Here is a 17,226-nt window from a genome sequence, read left to right on the forward strand (position 1 = left end):
TGATTTTTCCTACGGTACTCTCATGACTTTCGCCACCCTTGGCCTGATCGAACCCTTGCTGCGCTCCCTCGAGACGCTCGGCTACCAGACTCCGACGCCGGTTCAGGCGCAAGCCATTCCGGCGGTGCTGGCCGGTCGCGACCTGATGGCCGCCGCCCAGACCGGCACCGGCAAGACCGCCGGTTTCGCCCTGCCGCTGTTGCAACTGCTGGCGATGGAAGGGCCGAAAGTCACCGCCAACTCGGTACGTGCGCTGATCCTGGTGCCGACCCGCGAACTGGCCGAGCAGGTTCACGAAGCCGTGCGCCAGTACGCCGAGAACCTGCCGTTGCGCACCTACGCGGTGTACGGCGGCGTCAGCATCAACCCGCAAATGATGAAGCTGCGTAGCGGTGTCGACCTGCTGGTGGCGACCCCGGGCCGTCTGCTCGACCTGTTCCGCCAGAACGCTTTGAAGTTCAACCAGCTGCAAACCCTGGTGCTGGACGAAGCCGACCGCATGCTCGACCTGGGCTTTTCCGAGGAGCTGGCGAACATTTACCGCGCGCTGCCGAAGAAACGTCAGACGCTGTTGTTCTCCGCGACCTTCTCCGATGACATTCGCCTGCTGGCCGGGCAAATGCTCAACGATCCGCTGAGCATCGAAGTCAGCCCGCGCAACGTGGCAGCCAACACCGTCAAGCAATGGATTGTGACGGTGGACAAGAAGCGCAAGCCGGAGTTGTTCGTGCACCTGATGCGCAAGGGCAAGTGGAAGCAGGTGCTGGTGTTCGCCAAGACCCGCAACGGCGTCGATGCGCTGGTGGAAAAACTCCAGGGCCTGGGCATCAATGCCGACGGCATCCACGGCGACAAACCCCAGGCGACCCGTCAGCGCGCACTGGACCGTTTCAAGGCGAGTGAAGTGCAGATCCTGGTCGCCACCGACGTGGCCGCCCGTGGTCTGGACATCGAAGACTTGCCGTTGGTGGTCAACTTCGACCTGCCAATCGTGGCCGAGGACTACATCCATCGCATCGGTCGTACCGGCCGCGCGGGTTCGACCGGCGAAGCGATTTCCCTGGTGTGCGCCGATGAAGTGAATCTGCTGTCGGCCATCGAGATGCTGACCCGCCAGACGCTGAAGCGGCAGAACGAACCGGATTTCGAGCCAGAGCACCGAGTGCCTGACACCGATGCCAGTGGTCAGGTCGTCAAGAAACCGAAAAAACCGAAGAAGCCGAAGGCTTCCGGCGGTGGCGGTGGTAAACGCAATCTGGGCAAATGGGTGGATAGCGGAGAGGTTGCGCCGGCGGAGCCTTCGATCAAGCCTGTGCGCAAAGTGCCGGTGTTCAATACTGGTCCGCGTAAGCGTAAGCCTTGATTACACGCAGCGTCTGTTAGGCCGCCTTCGCGAGCAAGCCCGCTCCCACAGGGGATTTGTGCACGACACAGATCCAGTGTGGGAGCGGGCTTGCTCGCGAAGGGCGCGCCTCGGTCTTCAAACCTGGCGCTGCAACCACTCCACCATCCCCAACCCCGCCGCTCGCCCACTGGCGAAACACGCAGTCAGCAGATAGCCGCCCGTCGGCGCTTCCCAATCAAGCATTTCCCCGGCGCAAAACACGCCAGGCATTTGCTTGAGCATCAATCGCTCATCCATCGCCTCGAACAGCACACCGCCAGCGCTGCTGATGGCCTCGTCCAGTGGACGGGTTTTCACCAGTGTCAGGGGCAATGCCTTGATCGCGTTTGCCAGCAAGGCCATATCGGCAAAGCACTCGACACTGGTCAGTTCACGCAACAGCGCCGCTTTTACCCCATCGATGCCCAACTGACTGTGCAGGTGTTTGGCCATGGAGCGTGACCCCCGGGGTTTGCTCAATGCCGCCTGAATTTTATCCACAGGCCGGCCGGGCAGCAGGTCCAGATGAATCGTTGCCGAACCGTGCTGGTTGATCGCCTCGCGGATCGGCGCCGACAAGGCGTAGATCAAACTGCCCTCGATCCCGGTGGCGGTGATCACGCATTCGCCGAGCCGGGGCACGTCATCGTTGAGACCGATGGCGATATTTTTCAGCGGCGCGCCGGCAAATTTGCTGACCATCAATTCGCTCCAGGCCTGCACCTCGAAGCCGCAATTGCTCGGTTGCAACGGCGCCAGTCCTACGCCGTGTTGCTCCAGTGGCAGCATCCATGCACCGTCCGAGCCCAAGCGCGACCAACTGCCGCCACCGAGGGCGAGCAGGGTGGCCTCGGCTTGAACGGTTTTTTCGCCGTCCGGGCTGTCGATGCGCAAACCGCCACGCTCGTCCCAGCCGAGCCAGCGGTGGCGGGTGTGGATAACTACACCGCTGTCGCGCAGGCGCTTGAGCCAGGCGCGCAGCAGCGGAGCGGCTTTCATATCGGTGGGGAACACCCGGCCGGAGCTGCCGATAAAGGTTTCGATGCCCAGGTTGTGAATCCACTGGCACAACGCATCGGCACCGAAGCTGCGCAGCAGCGGCGCGATCTGCGGGGCACGTTCGGCGTAGCGCGAGAGAAACGCCGGGTAGGCTTCGGAGTGAGTGATGTTCATACCGCCGACACCGGCCAGCAGGAATTTTCGCCCAACCGAAGGCATTCCGTCGTACAGGTCGACCTTGATCCCGGCCTGGCTCAACACTTCAGCGGCCATCAAACCGGCAGGGCCGCCGCCGATGATGGCGACATTATGGGAGAGGGCTGACGAGGATTGAGTCATGGAGTGCGCTGCGGTCTGACGGGACAAGTCGGGCATTCTATCAGCACAGCCCCATGTGGGAGCGGGCTTGCTCGCGAAAGCGGCGTGTCAGCCAACATCAATTTTGACTGACAGATTGCATTCGCGAGCAAGCCCGCTCCCACATTTGAGTTGTGGTGTGATTAAGGTCTGGTTAAAAAACAACCATCACTCGGAAGCCTATACGTAGTGTGCGCTGTAGGCCCTTTCACTCAGGTTATCCACAGGCAGTTCCACAGGCATTGTGGGTAAAGCATCCACAACTCAGTGACAACCTGATGACTGCCAGACGCGCTGGGCACTGTGATGAAGGATGCCGTGACGGCGGGCCAGGGCCTGGCGGTCCTTGCTGTAGCCGCCGCCGATCACCCCGACCACCGGGATGTCGCGGCCCAGGCAATGGCGCATCACGCTTTCATCGCGGGCGGCGACGCCTTCGTCTGTCAGCTTCAGATAACCCAGGGCGTCGTCCTTATGCACATCGACCCCGGCGTCATACAGCACCAGGTCCGGTTGGTAGAGCGGCAGCAGGTAGTTGAGCGCATCGTCCACCACTTTCAGGTAATCGGTATCACCCATGCCGTTGGGCAGCGGAATGTCCCAGTCACTTTCAGCCTTGCGTGCGGGAAAGTTCTTCTCGCAGTGCAGGGAAACGGTCACCGCTTCCGGGGTGTTGTGCAGAATCCGTGCGGTCCCGTCGCCCTGATGCACGTCGCAATCGAAGATCAGCACCCGATTCACCCGGCCGCTTTCCAGCAGGTAATGGCTGATCACTGCCAGGTCATTGAAGATGCAGAACCCGGCCGGGTAGTCGTAGTGCGCGTGGTGGGTGCCCCCAGCCAGGTGACAGGCCAGGCCATGTTCCAGCGCCTGCTCGGCCGCCAGCAGCGAACCGCCGACTGCGCGCACCGTGCGCCGGGCCAGGGCTTCGCTCCAGGGCAGGCCGAGGCGGCGCTGGTCTTCGCGGGACAATTCGCCACTCATGTAGCGTTCGATATACGAAGGGTCATGGGCGAGGGCGAGAATGTCTGCGGGACACAGATCAGGGCGCATCAAGTCGACGTCACGGGTCAAGCCGCTGTCCACCAGGTGATCGCGCAGCAGGCGAAACTTGTCCATGGGGAAGCGATGATCCGCCGGAAATTCGGGGCTGTAGTCTTCGTGGTAGATCAGGGGCAGGGGCATGACTGATTTATCTGGAAAGCATCCGGGAATGAGAGAAGGATCCTACCAGCGTTGTAGACTGGCGACATTGAAATGGAGGGGCGGCGCACGATGGAGCCAATTCTGGAACTTGAAAGTGCACGACTGCTGTTGCGCCAGTGGCGTGACGAGGATTTGCCGGAGTTTGCGGCGATGTGTGCCGATGCGCAGGTGATGCGCTACTTCCCGGCGATCATGAGCCGGCTGGAAAGCGCATCATTGATCGGGCGAATCCGTGGTCATTTCGCCGAGCATGGTTTTGGTCTCTGGGCCTTGCAGCGAAAAGATTCCGGCCAGTTCATCGGGTTTACCGGGCTCAGCGTGGTCGGATTCGACGCACCATTCACCCCCGCCACAGAAATCGGCTGGCGCCTGGCCCGCGAACACTGGGGCCTCGGTTATGCCAGTGAAGCGGCGTGGACCGCTCTGCGCTGCGGCTTCGACCGCTTGCCGCTGAAAGAGGTCGTGGCCTTCACGACGCAAACCAATCTGCCGTCGGAGAAAGTCATGCAGGCCATCGGCATGCACCATGATCCGGCGGATGACTTCGACCACCCGCGTCTCGACGCCGGTCACCCATTGCGTCGGCATGTGCTGTACCGCATCAGCCGTGAGCAATGGCTGCAAACCTTGCATGGATAAGCTGGCACGGACGTTTACAATGGCGACTATCTTGGCCGGTGCCAGAAACTGAATCGACCGTTGCAGCCAAGACTGCACGGCATTGTTTTGCGTGAGGAGAGTCTGAATGAGCCAAGTGTTGGATGATCTGGTCGACCTGCTGAGTCTGGAACCGATCGAAGAAAACCTGTTCCGCGGTCGCAGCCAGGACCTGGGTTTTCGCCAGCTGTTTGGCGGCCAGGTGCTCGGCCAATCGCTGTCGGCGGCCAGCCAGACGGTTGAAGAGGCGCGCCATGTGCACTCGATGCACGGCTACTTTTTGCGTCCGGGCGATGCCAAGTTGCCGGTGGTTTACTCCGTTGACCGCGTGCGCGATGGCGGCAGCTTCAGTACGCGCCGGGTGACGGCGATCCAGAAGGGCCACCCGATCTTCACTTGCAGCGCCTCGTTCCAGTACGACGAAGAAGGCTTCCAGCACCAGACCGAGATGCCGAAGGTGGTCGGCCCGGAGAACCTGCCGTCGGAGCTGGAACTGACCCAGCAACGTGCACACCTGATCCCCGAGCACATGCGTGAAAAGCTGCTGTGTCCGAAGCCGATCGAATTCCGCCCGGTGACCGAGAAAGATCCGTACAACCCGCTGCCCTCCGACCCGATCAAGTACGTCTGGTTTCGCGCCGATGGTGCCTTGGCCGACTCGCCGGCGCTGCACAAGTATTTGCTGGCCTACGCATCGGACTTTGGCTTGTTGACCACCTCGATGCAGCCCCACGGCAAATCGGTGTGGCACAAGGACATGCAGGTCGCCAGCCTCGATCACGCACTGTGGTTCCACCAGGACTTGCGCGCCGATGACTGGTTGCTCTATGCGATGGACAGTCCGTGGGCCGGCAACTCCCGCGGGTTCTCCCGTGGCAGCGTGTTCAACCGCGCCGGGCAACTGCTGGCATCGGTCACCCAGGAAGGCTTGATCCGTCACCGCAAGGATTGGGCATGAGCCTGGCCGACGTGCATCACTGGGTGTTCGACATGGACGGCACCCTGACGGTGGCCGTGCACGATTTCGCGGCGATTCGCGTAGCCTTGGCGATTCCTGCCGAAGCCGACATCCTGACCCATCTCGCCGCACTGCCGGCCGATGAAGCCGCTGCCAAGCATGCGTGGCTGCTGGAGCACGAGCGGGACCTGGCCCTCGGTTCGCAACCGGCGCCGGGAGCCGTGGAGCTGGTGCGTGAGCTGGCCGGGCGCGGTTATCGCCTGGGCATTCTCACGCGCAATGCCCGGGAGCTGGCGCATGTCACGCTGGAGGCCATTGGCCTGGCCGACTGCTTCGCGGTCGAGGACGTGCTGGGCCGTGATGAAGCACCGCCGAAGCCGCATCCGGGCGGTTTGCTGAAACTGGCAGAGGCCTGGAACGTGCCGGCGAGCGAGATGGTGATGGTGGGCGACTACCGCTTCGATCTCGATTGCGGGCGAGCGGCGGGAGCGCGGACTGTGCTGGTGAACCTGCCGGATAATCCTTGGCCGGAATTGACCGATTGGCATGCGGCGGATTGTGTCGAGTTGCGGCAGATGCTGTTGGCTTGAGGAAGTGCTTGGCTGAACTGACGCCTTCGCGAGCAAGCCCGCTCCCACAATTTTTGAACGACACAGATCCAGTGTGGGAGCGGGCTTGCTCGCGAAGGGGCAGGCCCAGGCATTACAAGAGTCATTGCCCAAACAACGCCTTCTGCCCCTCCGGCGACGTAAACATCCCGTCCCCGTTATGCCCGACTCCGGGCACTTCAATCAGTTGCTGATTCAACCCTTGCGGTTGCAGCCGCTTCAGATAGTCAAAGTAAAAACGCCCGCGGGCCAATCGATAAGGTCCCTGCGCCTTGGCCTCGCAGCTTTTATCCAGCGCCGGATGATTCGGGTCGGTGTCCTGCTGGCCCAGTAGGTAAACGATGTCACGCTTGAGGTACTTTTCCTGCAGTTGAGCGGGAGTTTGTCCTTCGGCGTAAGCGGGCAAATCCGTCAGCCCATATTTCCAGCGATTGAATTGCGGGCAACCCGCGTGGCTGAACGCCACCGGCCGACGCTCATCGAAATAAGCATAGGAAGACGGGTTGGCAATCACGTATCGCACCTGCACGCCGGACGCTTCGAGGGCTGGCTGATCATGACCGAGCAACGCATAGCGCTGTACCACCTGCGCGCCGCCGGAGTGACCGGCGATGACGATTTGCTTCACATCCGGAAACTGTTGGCGGTCGCCCAGGCGGGCGATGATTTCGTCCAGCGCCTGGTAGGAGCTCAGGCGAAACGGCGCGGTGGATTCGCCGCCGGCCATCCACTCGTTGCCCTGCCAGCGTAAAACCGTGTCCGCCACCGGTTGCAGCGCAACGTCGGTTTCATTGAGAAATTGCGGTGCGATCACCAGGGTCGTTGCACTTTGCCCGGCCAGTTCGGTCGCGTGTTCTCCGCTCTGGAGATAGGTTTGCGCGTTACGCAAGCGACCGTGGAGGATGATCAGCACCCGTTCGATTTTTGCCGGGGCGGGGCTGATGCCCACCGCGATTTCACCTGATTTCAACAGCAGGCGTCCGGGACTGATCTCCTTGACCCCATGCTCGGCGGCCTGGGACGTTGCGCATGTAAACAGAACAACCAAAAACCACTTCTTCATTTACAGATTTTTCGCCGCAAAGGTATCGCACTGGCCAGCCTGGCCTTGGGCGAAACCGGTTTTGAACCAGCGCACCCGTTGCGCTGACGTACCGTGGGTGAAGGAGTCCGGCACCACGCGGCCCTGACCTTGTTGTTGCAAGCGATCATCGCCGATGGCGTTCGCTGCGTTCAGGGCTTCTTCGATGTCACCGGGCTCCAGCCAGTTCAGGCGTTTCTGCGCATTGTTGGCCCAGACGCCGGCCAGGCAATCGGCTTGCAGTTCCTGACGGACCAGCAATCCACCGTCGCCTTCCATCTGCCGGCCTTGTTGGCGTGCTGCCTGAATTTTCGCGGAAACCCCAAGAAGGGTCTGCACATGGTGTCCGACCTCGTGAGCGATCACGTAGGCCTGAGCGAAGTCGCCCGCAGCGGAAAAGCGTTGGGACATTTCCTGGAAAAACGCCATGTCCAGATAGACCTTCTGGTCCGTCGGGCAATAGAACGGGCCGGTCGCCGACGTGGCCAGACCGCAGGCCGAATTCACGCGGTTGCTGAACAGAACCAGGGTCGGGTCTTTGTATTGACGGCCGGCCTGCTGGAAAATTGCACCCCAGGTGTCCTCGGTATCGCCGAGGATCGAACGGACGAATTCGGCCCCTTCATCATTGGCCGGTGGCGCCTTGCGAGTCTGGTTGGTAGCGGGCGCCGATTGCTGTTCCATTTGCCCGGTCAGTTGCCCGAGGATTTGCAGTGGGTCCTGGCCGGTGATCCAGCCGATGCCGACGATCAGGAGGATCGCCGTCAGGCTCAAGCCCTTGCCGCCGCCAAAACGCATGCCGCCGCCACCGCCGCCCATGTCATCACCACGGGCATCGACAACGTTGTCGCTGCGTCGGCCTTTTCTCCATAGCATGTGGGAATCCTCTTCTGTTCCGGGTAAAGCTCCGTGCGATGAGTGTTGCTGCCAAGTGGGAGCGGCGCCAGTCCGGTCGTCAGACTACCGGTTGTGCAAGTGGTTCCGAATTTTGCTTCGTGGGGCTTCTCTTCTAGAATCAGCCAAACTTTGTTTGGGACCTACCATGGCTGGCAGTCAGATCGAACGTGTCTTCAGCGTGCTGGAAAGCCTGACCGGTGAACCCCAGGGTTTGCCGATGCAGACGTTGGCCGATCAATTGGATATTCCTAAAAGCGCAACTCACCGGATGCTCGCCGAACTGATCCGCCTGGGGTATGTGCGGCAGAATCCGGACAACCTGCGCTATCACTTGTCGACCAAACTGGTGGCCATGGGCTTTCGATATCTGTCTGGCAGCGGTGCGGATATCGTTCAGCCGGTGCTCGATCGTCTGGCTGGGGAAACCGGTGAACTGGTGCGTCTGGGGGTGATCCAGGGTGAGCGACAAGTCTGGATCGCCAAGTCCCAGGGGGCGCGCTCGGGCCTGCGCTATGACCCCGACATGGGCCGGGATGCGCCTCTGTTCTACACGGCTTCCGGGCATGCGTGGCTGGCTTGCATGAGTGATGCCGAGGCGCTGTCACTGGTTGAGCGGCAAGGGACCGGGTTACCTCAAGACGTCGGGCCGAATGCGCCGCGTTCGAACATTGAGCTTCTGGAGCGGTTACGCCTGGCGCGCGAGCAAGGCTACGCGTGGGTCGAGGAAAGTTCGGCGGTGGGCACCTCGGCAATTGCCGCCGTGGTGCGTCATCCACTGGATGGTCGGGTCATCGGTGTGCTCAGCATTGCCGGGCCGAGCGCACGAATGCCCGGCGCGCGATTGCATGAGTTGGCGCCGACCTTGTTGAAGTATGCCGAAGAGCTTTCACTGGCGAGCCAGGCGTCAGAGTTGTTTAGTTGAACGCGATGTCTGCTTGAATAAACAGTGTGCGGTATTCGCACACTTTGTTATGTCGTTGATGTCATAAAATGGAACCGGGTTCTAAATTGATTGCGTCTCGCCTCATTCCATAAAAGGACCTCGTCTTGTCGTCGCCCAGCAGCACTCCGCTTTCCGGCGTCAATCAGCCCTTCAAAGGGATCCTGCTGATCGTTGTCGCAACCTTCCTGTTTTCCAGCCACGACGCCTTCTCCAAATACCTCTCCGGTTTCTATCCCATCGTTATGGTGGTCTGGGCGCGTTACGTGGTTCACACCTTACTGATGGCGGGGATTTTCCTGCCGCAATCCGGGCTGCGGGTCCTGCGTACCAAACGGCCATTGCTTCAGTTGATCCGGGCGCTGTGCCTGCTGGGCACCAGCCTGTTCTTCACCACGGGTTTGCAGTACATCCCGCTGGCCGAAGCCACGGCGGTCAACTTTCTTGCGCCAGTGCTGGTGACGGCGCTTTCGGTACCGTTGCTGAAGGAGCGGGTGACGCGTGGTCAGTGGATCGCGGTGATTTGCGGATTCATCGGGGTGCTGATCATCGTTCACCCCGGGGGAGATCTGTTTACCCCGGCGGTGTTGCTGCCGTTCTGCTCGGCGCTGTTTTTCTGCTTTTATCAACTGCTGACGCGCAAGCTCAGCGAGATTGACAGCCCGACTACCAGCAACTTCTTCGCCGGCTTGTGCAACACGCTGGTGATGAGTGCGCTGGTGCCGTTCTTCTGGCAGACGCCGAACCTGGTGCATGGCGCGATGATGCTGGCGCTGGGGGCCTGCGGGATGACGGCACACCTGTTCCTGACCCAGGCTTTCCGCCTCGCGGCACCGGCGCTGCTGGCACCGTTCAGCTATTGCCAGATCATTTTCGCCGGCCTGCTGGGCTGGTTGCTGTTTTCCCATACACCGACGTTGACCACCGTGATCGGCATCGCCGTGATTTGCTGCAGCGGTTTGGCGGCTGCGTGGCAGCAAAGCCGTCGCTGAAAGAGAGGCGTCAGGCCTAATGTCAGTCAGTAAAGCGCTAACGCGATCTGTAGCAGCTGCCGAGCCTGCGAGGCGGCGTTCGGCTGCGAAGCAGTCGTGAGTCCAGCTGACGCGGTCTGTCTGACGTACCGCAATGACTGATTTTACGACTGCTTCGCAGCCGAACGCAGCCTCGCGGGCTCGGCAGCTGCTACAAAGGGTGTCGCGGTTTGACTGGCATTAGGCGTCAGGCCTGAAATCAGGCCTGACGTGGTAGGGCGTATTACTCAGTGACGGTCGGAATTTTGCGCGGTGCCATGAAGTACATCCAGGTCAGCGCGATGAAGTACATCGCCGGAATCAGGGTGAACAGCACGGTGTAATTGTTGTTGGTGACGGTCAGGATGTGGCCGACCAACTGGGTCATGAACATCCCGCCAATCGCTGCGCACATGCCGCCGAAGCCGAATACCGTGCTCATCATGTGTTTGGGCGTGTAGTCCATCACCAGGCTCCAGATGTTGGCGGTCCAGGCCTGGTGTGCGCCGATGGCCAGGGAGATGGCAAACACCGCGACCCACAGGTTGCTGGAGCCGGCGGCCATGATCACGCCGATGATGCAGCAGGCGAACAGCAGCATCGACATCAGCCGCGCCTTGATCGGGTTGATCCCGCGGCCGATCAGGAACGAGGAGAGGATGCCGCCGCCCACGCTACCGAAGTCGGCAGTGAGGTAAATGATGATCAGCGGAATACCCATCTGGGTCACGTTGATGCCCAGGTTGTATTGCTGATTGAGGAACGGCGGCAGCCAGTACAGGTAGAACCAGAACACCGGCGCGGTCATCGAGTAGGCGAGGGCGAAGGCCCAGGTGCCACGCATGCGCAGGATTTTTGAGAACGGCACGCGGGATTGTTCCGGTTCGACTTCATTCTGGATGTAGTCCAGTTCCGACTGTTTGACGCTCGGGTGGTCTTCCGGGTTGAAGTACTTCAGGCCCCAGAACAGCAGCCAGACCCCGCCCAGCGCCGACATGCACAGGAACGCGGCCTGCCAGCCCCAGACGTGCAGGATCAGTGGCAGCAGCATCGGCGTGAACATCGCGCCGACGTTGGTGCCGGCATTGAAAATACCGGTGGCTACAGCACGCTCGCCAGCCGGGAACCACAGCCGCGTGGTTTTCACGCAAGCCGGGTAGTTGGCGGCTTCGGTCAAGCCGAGGATGAAGCGGCAAACCATGAAGCCGACCGCCGAAGTGGCCAGGCCGTGGGCGCCGGTCGCCAGGCTCCAGAGCAGTACGGCGCAGAAGAACACACGCTTGACGCCGACCCGGTCGATCAAGCGGCCCTGCAGCACGAAGCCGATCGCGTAACCGACCTGGAACCAGAAGTTGATGTTGGCGTAGTCCATCGCCGTCCAGCTCATTTCCTTGGCCAGGATGGGCTGCATCACACCCAGGGCGGCGCGGTCGATGTAGTTCAGGGTGGTGGCGAAAAACACCAGCGCCAGCATGCCCCAACGGGTTTTGCCGACTGCCATGGCGCCGCGAATCTTGTTGCCGATGCCACCGGCAGTGACGTTCATGGCCGGAGCCATGGGTGAGCTTTGGGAAGGAATCATGTGTACCACCCGTTTTTTGAATTTGTTATTTGGTGTTTTGGACATCGCGGCCGGTGCTGCGTGTCCGGACTCAATGTGGTGTCGATGTTGGGCAGTGGACAAAAAATCGTCAATTCGCCAACCACCATTGTGTTCGATAATCGAACACAAAACTAACCGGGTAGTACACTTTGAATTGCCCAATGAAAAGCCCGGCTCAATAATCCGCTCACTCTTTTAAAAGCGGCGCAAATTCCCTGTAGCCGAAGCCTCCACCGGGAGTCGAAATATGCAGCGTTCCATTGCCACCGTGTCCTTGAGCGGCACCCTGCCGGAAAAGCTCGAAGCCATTGCCGCCGCGGGATTCGACGGCGTCGAGATTTTCGAGAACGACCTTCTCTACTACGACGGCAGCCCGCGGGAAATTAAACAGATGTGCGCCGATCTCGGGATCGCCATCACCCTGTTTCAACCGTTCCGCGATTTCGAAGGCTGTCGGCGTGATCGTCTGCCGCGCAATCTGGAGCGCGCCGAACGCAAGTTCGACCTGATGCAGGAGTTGGGCACTGACCTGGTGCTGGTGTGCAGCAACGCCTCGGCCGAGTCCATCGGTGATGAACGGATTCTGGTCGACGACTTGCGGTTGCTGGCCGAGCACGCCGGGGCTCGTGGTCTGCGCATCGGTTACGAAGCGCTGGCCTGGGGCCGGCATGTGAACACGTATCAACAGGTGTGGAACATCGTGCGTCAGGCCGATCACCCAAGCCTTGGCGTGTTGCTGGACAGCTTTCACACCTTGTCGCTCAAGGGCGACCCAGGTGCTATCGCCGAGATTCCCGGCGACAAGATTTTCTTCGTGCAAATGGCTGACGCGCCGATCCTGGCCATGGATGTGCTGGAGTGGAGCCGGCATTTTCGCTGCTTCCCGGGCCAGGGTGAATTCGATCTGCCAGGGTTCCTCGCGCCGATCATCAAGAGCGGGTACACCGGGCCATTGTCGCTGGAAATCTTCAATGATGGTTTCCGCGCCGCGCCGCCACGGGCCAACGCTGCCGACGGCTTGCGCTCGTTGTTGTACCTGGAAGAGAAAACCCGCGAGCGTCTGGCGCAGCAAGACAAGCCTGCGCCCAACCCCGGGATTCTGTTCGAAACGCCCAAGGCCAGCGAGTACAACGGCATTGAGTTTCTGGAGTTTGCCGTGGACGAAAGCCTCGGCGCCAAGCTCTCCCATTGGCTGGAGCGGTTGGGTTTCGTCAAGGCCGGGCAGCATCGCTCCAAGAGCGTGAGCCTGATGCGCCAGGGCGATATCAACCTGATCCTCAACTCCGAACCGTACTCCTTCGGCCACAGCTTTTTCGAGGCCCACGGCCCTTCGTTGTGCGCCACCGCCGTACGGGTCAAGGACAGCGCCAGCGCACTGGCCCGAGCCGTGGCCTACAAGGGCCAGCCCTATCGCGGACTGGTCGGCCCCAATGAACTGGAACTGGCGGCGGTGCGTGCGCCGGATGGCAGCCTGATCTATCTGGTGGATCAGCACGCCGATGTTTATGGCACTGACTTCAATCTGTACCCGGCGGCGGCCGGCGGCGGTCTCAAGCGCATCGACCACATGGCCATGGCGTTGCCGGCCGACAGCCTCGATAGCTGGGTGCTGTTCTATAAAAGCCTGCTGGATTTCGAAGCGGACGATGAAGTCGTGCTGCCGGATCCCTATGGTCTGGTCAAGAGCCGTGCGTTGCGCAGCCGCGACAGTTCTATCCGCTTGCCACTGAACATTTCCGAGAACCGTAACACCGCGATCTCACACGCGCTGTCGAGTTATCGCGGCTCCGGTGTGCATCACATCGCCTTTGATTGCGATGACATCTTTGCCCAGGTCAGCGGTGCAAAAGAGGCGGGCGTGCCGCTGTTGGATATCCCGCTCAACTACTACGATGACCTGGCGGCACGGTTCGATTTCGACGACGAGTTCCTCAGCGAACTGGCCTACTACAACGTGTTGTACGACCGCGACACCCAGGGCGGTGAGCTGTTTCATGTGTACACCGAGCCGTTCGAGGGGCGATTCTTCTTTGAGATCATCCAGCGTAAAAACGGTTATGCCGGCTACGGTGCGGCCAACGTCGCGGTGCGCCTGGCGGCCATGGCCAAATCCCGGAGCGGCGCACTGCGTCAGGCGAAGTTGTAGGAAATTCGTAAACGCGGGATTAAACGTGGGCTGCGTGGCTTCCTTCACCGTGTTGCGCAGCCCATAATCGCCAGCCTGTGCAGTGATGGCCGTGAGCCCGCAATGACAATGAACTCAGAACTCCCCGCAGCCTCCGTCGAATCGGGTGTCGAGCCGCGCAAGAGTCGCAAGAACAACCCGGAAAAGACCCGCGAAAACATCCTGCAGGAAGCGATTGTCGAATTCGTCCAGCAGGGGCTTTCCGGGGCTCGTGTCGATGCCATCGCCGAGCGTATCCACACCTCCAAGCGCATGATCTATTACTACTTCGGCAGTAAGGAGCAACTTTACGTCGAGGTTCTGGAAAAACTTTACGGCGACATTCGCCGCACGGAAAACCGCCTGCACCTGGTCGAACTGGCGCCGGTGGAAGCGATCCGGCGTCTGGTGGAATTCACTTTCGATCACCATGACCGCAACGTCGATTTCGTGCGCATCGTCAGTATCGAGAACATTCACAACGCCGAGTACGTGAAGCGCTCCGATACGATCAAGGCGATGAACAACACCATCCTCGATTCACTGGGCGAGATTCTGCGTCGCGGTGTCGGGCAAGGGCTGTTTCGTGCCGGTCTTGATCCGCTGGATGTACATCTGTTGATCAGTTCGTTCTGCTTCTATCGCGTCTCGAACCGCCACACAATTGGTGAGATTTTTCAGATCGACCTGCCGGACGAACGCATCAAACAGCGTCATCGCGAGATGATTTGCGAATCGGTGCTGCGCTACCTGCAGGCCTGATGCGGGGTGAGGGGATTGCCCCCTCACTTCATTCAGCCGTTCATGCTCTGGAAATGCTCAAGCATCCGTTGGGCATCCGGCACCACGCCGCTGAACAATTCGAACGCCTTCACCGCCTGAAACACCGCCATGTTGCCGCCGTCCAGTGTCCGGCAACCCAGTGCACGGGCGTTTCGCAGCAATTCGGTTTCCAGCGGGAAGTAGACGATTTCCGCCACCCACAATTCGGCCCGCAGCAGCTCGACCGGCACCGGCGTGCCTGGCAGTTTTTTCATGCCCATCGGCGTGGTGTTCACCAAACCGTCAGCCTGGGCCATGGCGCTGGGCAGGTCATACCCGGCCACCGCTCGAGCGATGTCGAAATGCTGATTGAGATTGTCGGCCAAATCCTGGGCGCGACGGATGTCCACGTCAAAAATGCTCAGCTGTTGTACGCCTTCTCTCAACAACGCGTGGGCCACCGCCGCACCTGCACCGCCGGCGCCCATTTGTACGACACGTTCAACGGCAACGCCTTGCAAGCCCCGGCGAAAACCCTCGGCAAAGCCCAGGCAATCGGTGTTGTGGCCGATGCGTTTGCCGTCCTTGAGCACCACCGTGTTGACCGCGCCGATGCCCTGGGCTTCCGGCGAGAGTTCGTCGAGCAGCGGGATGATCGCCTGCTTGCATGGAAAGGTGATGTTCAGTCCGGTGTAGTTCATCCGCTCGGCAGCCATCAACAGGTCGGGCAGGGCGTTGCTATCGAGCTTCAACTGATCAAGATCAATCAGGCGATAGAGGTAGCGCAGCCCCTGGGCATCGCCTTCGTGCTCGTGCAGCGCCGGAGTGCGGGAAGCCTGGATGCCGGCGCCAATCAGCCCGGCCAGTATCACGTGGTTCTGAGTCACGGCGATCACCCCTTCAAACGTTGACTGAAATGCTCCAGCGCCAGGCGATAGCCATGGCTGCCGAAACCGGCCAGTACGGCGGTGGCAATGCCTGAAACGAAGGAATGGTGGCGGAAGGATTCGCGAGCGTGGACGTTGGACAGGTGGACTTCGATCACCGGCAGTTCACTGGCGACCAAGGCATCGCGGATCGCAACGGAGGTGTGGGTCCACGCGGCAGGATTGATGACGATCCCGGCGCAGCGACCGCGGGCGGCGTGAATCCAGTCGAGCAATTCGCCTTCATGGTTGGTCTGGCGAAACTCCACTGCCAGGCCGAACTCTTCGGCGGCACGTCCGCACAGGGCCGAAATGTCTGCCAGGGTTTCGTGGCCGTAAGTCGCCGGTTCACGGGTGCCGAGCAGGTTCAGGTTCGGGCCGTTAAGCACCAGAACGATAGGGGACATCGGAATCTCTCCACTTATTATTTTTGGAGTCGGCCGAGGGTTTCAGCCGGTGGAGATAAATTGTACCAACTGGTTAATTCGGTCAATTGAAGAGAAGGCACCCTGGCTGTTTGTGGGCGGTGATCGGACACTTTCGCAGGTCAGCGCGGCAGGTGCTCCACGAGGAAATCGATAAACGCCCTCAATCGCAGTGGCACATGACGACTTTGCGGGTACAGCAAGGTAAACGGCCGCGAGCGCCCACCATAGGGCTTGAGCACTTCCACCAGCGAACCGTCGGCCAGTTCCTTTTCAACGATAAAACGATAGGTTTGAAACAACCCCGCCCCGTGTTTGGCCAGGGTCACACCGCCCAGTACATCGTCGGAACAACTGAGGCTGCCTTCGGCCAGAATCTCCCGGGGTACGCCTTCTTCGTTGAACAACCAGGCAATACGCCGGCCGCTGCTGGGCAGTTCGTACTGAATGCATTCGTGGTTTTCGAGGTCGTCGAGGGTTTGTGGAATGCCGGCCCGCTTCAGGTAGTCGGGGCTGGCGATCATCACCAGGGCGGCATCTTCCAACTGTCGGGCGATCAGGCCGGAATCCGGGATGGCTCGCACACGAATCGCCATGTCGTAGCCTTCGCCGACGAAATCGATGTTGCGATTGCTGATGTGCGACTCGACCTTCACTCCCGGATATCGCGTGCGGAACTCGGGCAGCAGCGGCAGGATTCGATGATGTGCGTAAGTGGTCGGAATACTGATGCGCAAGGTGCCGGACGGCACTTGCTGCTGGCCCATGACCTCGCGCTGGGCCTCGACCAGTTGCGCAAGGGCCTGGCGACATTCTTCGTGATAACGGCGACCGCTGTCGGTCAACTTCACACTGCGCGTGGTACGCGCGAACAGGCGCACGCCCAGGCGTTCTTCCATGCGCGACACCGAGCGGCTCACCGCGGCAGGCGTTACTCCCGCCACCAGCGCAGCGGCGGTAAAGCTGCCAGCCTCGGCTGCGAGACAAAACAGCTCGATGCTGCCCAACTGAAGATCGTCGAATTGTCGCTGCATGATTGATGACACCGGGGATCAAATGAAGAAACTGGATCAGTATTTATCAGGTGCCAGCGTCGTAATGAAAGGATTTCTTACCAATTCGCGTGGTGTTCCGCAGGCCCGGGAAGCGCCCGGACGCTAGCCTGTGGACGGAAGAAAGGATTCGACTGCCAATGCCAACGGTCGGATTTTCCAGGGAATGCCGGATCCTCGGATTCATAAACCTAACG

At 60.5% G+C, this 17,226-nt stretch carries 16 protein-coding genes; 8 read left to right on the forward strand and 8 right to left on the reverse strand.

All coding sequences use genetic code 11. The features are described from left to right. Window positions 1-22 precede the first annotated feature (22 nt). Entirely contained in the window at window positions 23-1,363 is a 1,341-nt protein-coding gene (locus ABIA48_RS18465) for a DEAD/DEAH box helicase (RefSeq protein ID WP_015096940.1), read from the forward strand. A 117-nt stretch (window positions 1,364-1,480) separates the two neighbouring features. On the opposite strand, the gene ABIA48_RS18470 is transcribed toward ABIA48_RS18465, so the two are convergent. Both ABIA48_RS18470 and ABIA48_RS18475 read right to left on the reverse strand, forming a co-directional pair. Then, a complete protein-coding gene (locus ABIA48_RS18470) occupies window positions 1,481-2,722 on the reverse strand; it encodes a TIGR03862 family flavoprotein (RefSeq protein ID WP_429490431.1) in 1,242 nt (413 codons plus the stop codon). Between the two features lie 282 nt (window positions 2,723-3,004). Then, a complete protein-coding gene (locus ABIA48_RS18475; RefSeq protein ID WP_429490433.1) occupies window positions 3,005-3,925 on the reverse strand; it encodes a histone deacetylase family protein in 921 nt (306 codons plus the stop codon). A gap of 90 nt (window positions 3,926-4,015) precedes the next feature. On the opposite strand from ABIA48_RS18475, the gene ABIA48_RS18480 reads away from it, so the two are divergent. From ABIA48_RS18480 to ABIA48_RS18490, 3 genes are all read left to right on the forward strand, one after another. Continuing rightward, window positions 4,016-4,585 carry a GNAT family N-acetyltransferase gene (locus ABIA48_RS18480; RefSeq protein WP_429490435.1) on the forward strand — a complete coding sequence of 190 codons (570 nt, stop codon included), beginning with the start codon at window positions 4,016-4,018 and terminating at the stop codon, window positions 4,583-4,585. A 106-nt stretch (window positions 4,586-4,691) separates the two neighbouring features. Further along, window positions 4,692-5,561, forward strand: a complete 870-nt coding sequence (gene tesB, locus ABIA48_RS18485) for an acyl-CoA thioesterase II (protein ID WP_429490437.1) — start codon at window positions 4,692-4,694, stop codon at window positions 5,559-5,561. Continuing rightward, on the forward strand, window positions 5,558-6,151 hold the full coding sequence (locus ABIA48_RS18490) for an HAD family hydrolase (RefSeq protein ID WP_310061477.1): 594 nt from the start codon (window positions 5,558-5,560) through the stop codon (window positions 6,149-6,151). Before tesB ends, ABIA48_RS18490 begins: the two co-directional genes overlap by 4 nt. Before the next feature lie 121 nt (window positions 6,152-6,272). On the opposite strand, the gene ABIA48_RS18495 is transcribed toward ABIA48_RS18490, so the two are convergent. Next, window positions 6,273-7,232 (reverse strand): alpha/beta fold hydrolase, encoded by a 960-nt coding sequence (locus tag ABIA48_RS18495; protein WP_429490439.1) that lies wholly within the window; start codon window positions 7,230-7,232, stop codon window positions 6,273-6,275. Further along, window positions 7,233-8,126 carry a KPN_02809 family neutral zinc metallopeptidase gene (ypfJ, locus tag ABIA48_RS18500; protein WP_429490441.1) on the reverse strand — a complete coding sequence of 298 codons (894 nt, stop codon included), beginning with the start codon at window positions 8,124-8,126 and terminating at the stop codon, window positions 7,233-7,235. It abuts the gene before it with no gap. 166 nt (window positions 8,127-8,292) lie between these two features. Between ypfJ and ABIA48_RS18505 the strand changes: the two genes are divergently transcribed. Together ABIA48_RS18505 and ABIA48_RS18510 are read left to right on the forward strand one after the other, a co-directional pair. After that, the gene (locus tag ABIA48_RS18505; protein ID WP_007990707.1) at window positions 8,293-9,069 is read left to right on the forward strand and encodes an IclR family transcriptional regulator; all 777 of its coding nucleotides are present in this window, start codon (window positions 8,293-8,295) and stop codon (window positions 9,067-9,069) included. 125 nt (window positions 9,070-9,194) lie between these two features. Next, window positions 9,195-10,079, forward strand: coding sequence for a DMT family transporter (locus tag ABIA48_RS18510; protein WP_429490443.1), 885 nt, complete (start codon window positions 9,195-9,197; stop codon window positions 10,077-10,079). Window positions 10,080-10,341: 262 nt separating this feature from the next. On the opposite strand, the gene ABIA48_RS18515 is transcribed toward ABIA48_RS18510, so the two are convergent. Beyond that, on the reverse strand, window positions 10,342-11,679 hold the full coding sequence (locus tag ABIA48_RS18515; protein ID WP_429490445.1) for an MFS transporter: 1,338 nt from the start codon (window positions 11,677-11,679) through the stop codon (window positions 10,342-10,344). A gap of 268 nt (window positions 11,680-11,947) precedes the next feature. Here ABIA48_RS18515 and quiC point away from each other — a divergent pair, with 268 nt between their 5' ends. Together quiC and ABIA48_RS18525 are read left to right on the forward strand one after the other, a co-directional pair. Further along, entirely contained in the window at window positions 11,948-13,846 is a 1,899-nt protein-coding gene (quiC, locus tag ABIA48_RS18520) for a 3-dehydroshikimate dehydratase QuiC (protein WP_429490447.1), read from the forward strand. 102 nt (window positions 13,847-13,948) lie between these two features. Beyond that, entirely contained in the window at window positions 13,949-14,626 is a 678-nt protein-coding gene (locus tag ABIA48_RS18525) for a TetR/AcrR family transcriptional regulator (RefSeq protein WP_429490449.1), read from the forward strand. 32 nt (window positions 14,627-14,658) lie between these two features. Here the strand turns inward: ABIA48_RS18525 and ABIA48_RS18530 are convergent, their stop codons facing one another. The 3 genes from ABIA48_RS18530 to ABIA48_RS18540 all read right to left on the reverse strand — a co-directional run bounded on the left by ABIA48_RS18530 (window position 14,659) and on the right by ABIA48_RS18540 (window position 17,011). Then, entirely contained in the window at window positions 14,659-15,513 is an 855-nt protein-coding gene (locus ABIA48_RS18530) for a shikimate dehydrogenase (protein ID WP_429490451.1), read from the reverse strand. 5 nt (window positions 15,514-15,518) lie between these two features. After that, window positions 15,519-15,959 (reverse strand): type II 3-dehydroquinate dehydratase, encoded by a 441-nt coding sequence (gene aroQ / locus ABIA48_RS18535; protein ID WP_007990916.1) that lies wholly within the window; start codon window positions 15,957-15,959, stop codon window positions 15,519-15,521. 140 nt (window positions 15,960-16,099) lie between these two features. Then, window positions 16,100-17,011 carry a LysR substrate-binding domain-containing protein gene (locus ABIA48_RS18540; RefSeq protein ID WP_429490453.1) on the reverse strand — a complete coding sequence of 304 codons (912 nt, stop codon included), beginning with the start codon at window positions 17,009-17,011 and terminating at the stop codon, window positions 16,100-16,102. Window positions 17,012-17,226 lie beyond the last annotated feature (215 nt).

The sequence above is a fragment of the Pseudomonas sp. S30_BP2TU TE3576 genome, assembly GCF_050436025.1.
Taxonomy (GTDB): domain Bacteria; phylum Pseudomonadota; class Gammaproteobacteria; order Pseudomonadales; family Pseudomonadaceae; genus Aquipseudomonas.

What these genes read in the sequence shown, in the direction of transcription:
- ABIA48_RS18465 (WP_015096940.1), top strand. Translation starts at nt 23, where the DNA reads ATGACTTTCGCCACCCTTGGCCTGATCGAACCCTTGCTGCGCTCCCTC.
- ABIA48_RS18540 (WP_429490453.1), bottom strand. Translation starts at nt 17,011, where the DNA reads ATGCAGCGACAATTCGACGATCTTCAGTTGGGCAGCATCGAGCTGTTT.
- ypfJ (WP_429490441.1), bottom strand. Translation starts at nt 8,126, where the DNA reads ATGCTATGGAGAAAAGGCCGACGCAGCGACAACGTTGTCGATGCCCGT.
- ABIA48_RS18470 (WP_429490431.1), bottom strand. Translation starts at nt 2,722, where the DNA reads ATGACTCAATCCTCGTCAGCCCTCTCCCATAATGTCGCCATCATCGGC.
- ABIA48_RS18495 (WP_429490439.1), bottom strand. Translation starts at nt 7,232, where the DNA reads ATGAAGAAGTGGTTTTTGGTTGTTCTGTTTACATGCGCAACGTCCCAG.
- quiC (WP_429490447.1), top strand. Translation starts at nt 11,948, where the DNA reads ATGCAGCGTTCCATTGCCACCGTGTCCTTGAGCGGCACCCTGCCGGAA.
- ABIA48_RS18505 (WP_007990707.1), top strand. Translation starts at nt 8,293, where the DNA reads ATGGCTGGCAGTCAGATCGAACGTGTCTTCAGCGTGCTGGAAAGCCTG.
- ABIA48_RS18515 (WP_429490445.1), bottom strand. Translation starts at nt 11,679, where the DNA reads ATGATTCCTTCCCAAAGCTCACCCATGGCTCCGGCCATGAACGTCACT.
- ABIA48_RS18475 (WP_429490433.1), bottom strand. Translation starts at nt 3,925, where the DNA reads ATGCCCCTGCCCCTGATCTACCACGAAGACTACAGCCCCGAATTTCCG.
- ABIA48_RS18480 (WP_429490435.1), top strand. Translation starts at nt 4,016, where the DNA reads ATGGAGCCAATTCTGGAACTTGAAAGTGCACGACTGCTGTTGCGCCAG.
- tesB (WP_429490437.1), top strand. Translation starts at nt 4,692, where the DNA reads ATGAGCCAAGTGTTGGATGATCTGGTCGACCTGCTGAGTCTGGAACCG.
- ABIA48_RS18490 (WP_310061477.1), top strand. Translation starts at nt 5,558, where the DNA reads ATGAGCCTGGCCGACGTGCATCACTGGGTGTTCGACATGGACGGCACC.
- ABIA48_RS18525 (WP_429490449.1), top strand. Translation starts at nt 13,949, where the DNA reads ATGACAATGAACTCAGAACTCCCCGCAGCCTCCGTCGAATCGGGTGTC.
- aroQ (WP_007990916.1), bottom strand. Translation starts at nt 15,959, where the DNA reads ATGTCCCCTATCGTTCTGGTGCTTAACGGCCCGAACCTGAACCTGCTC.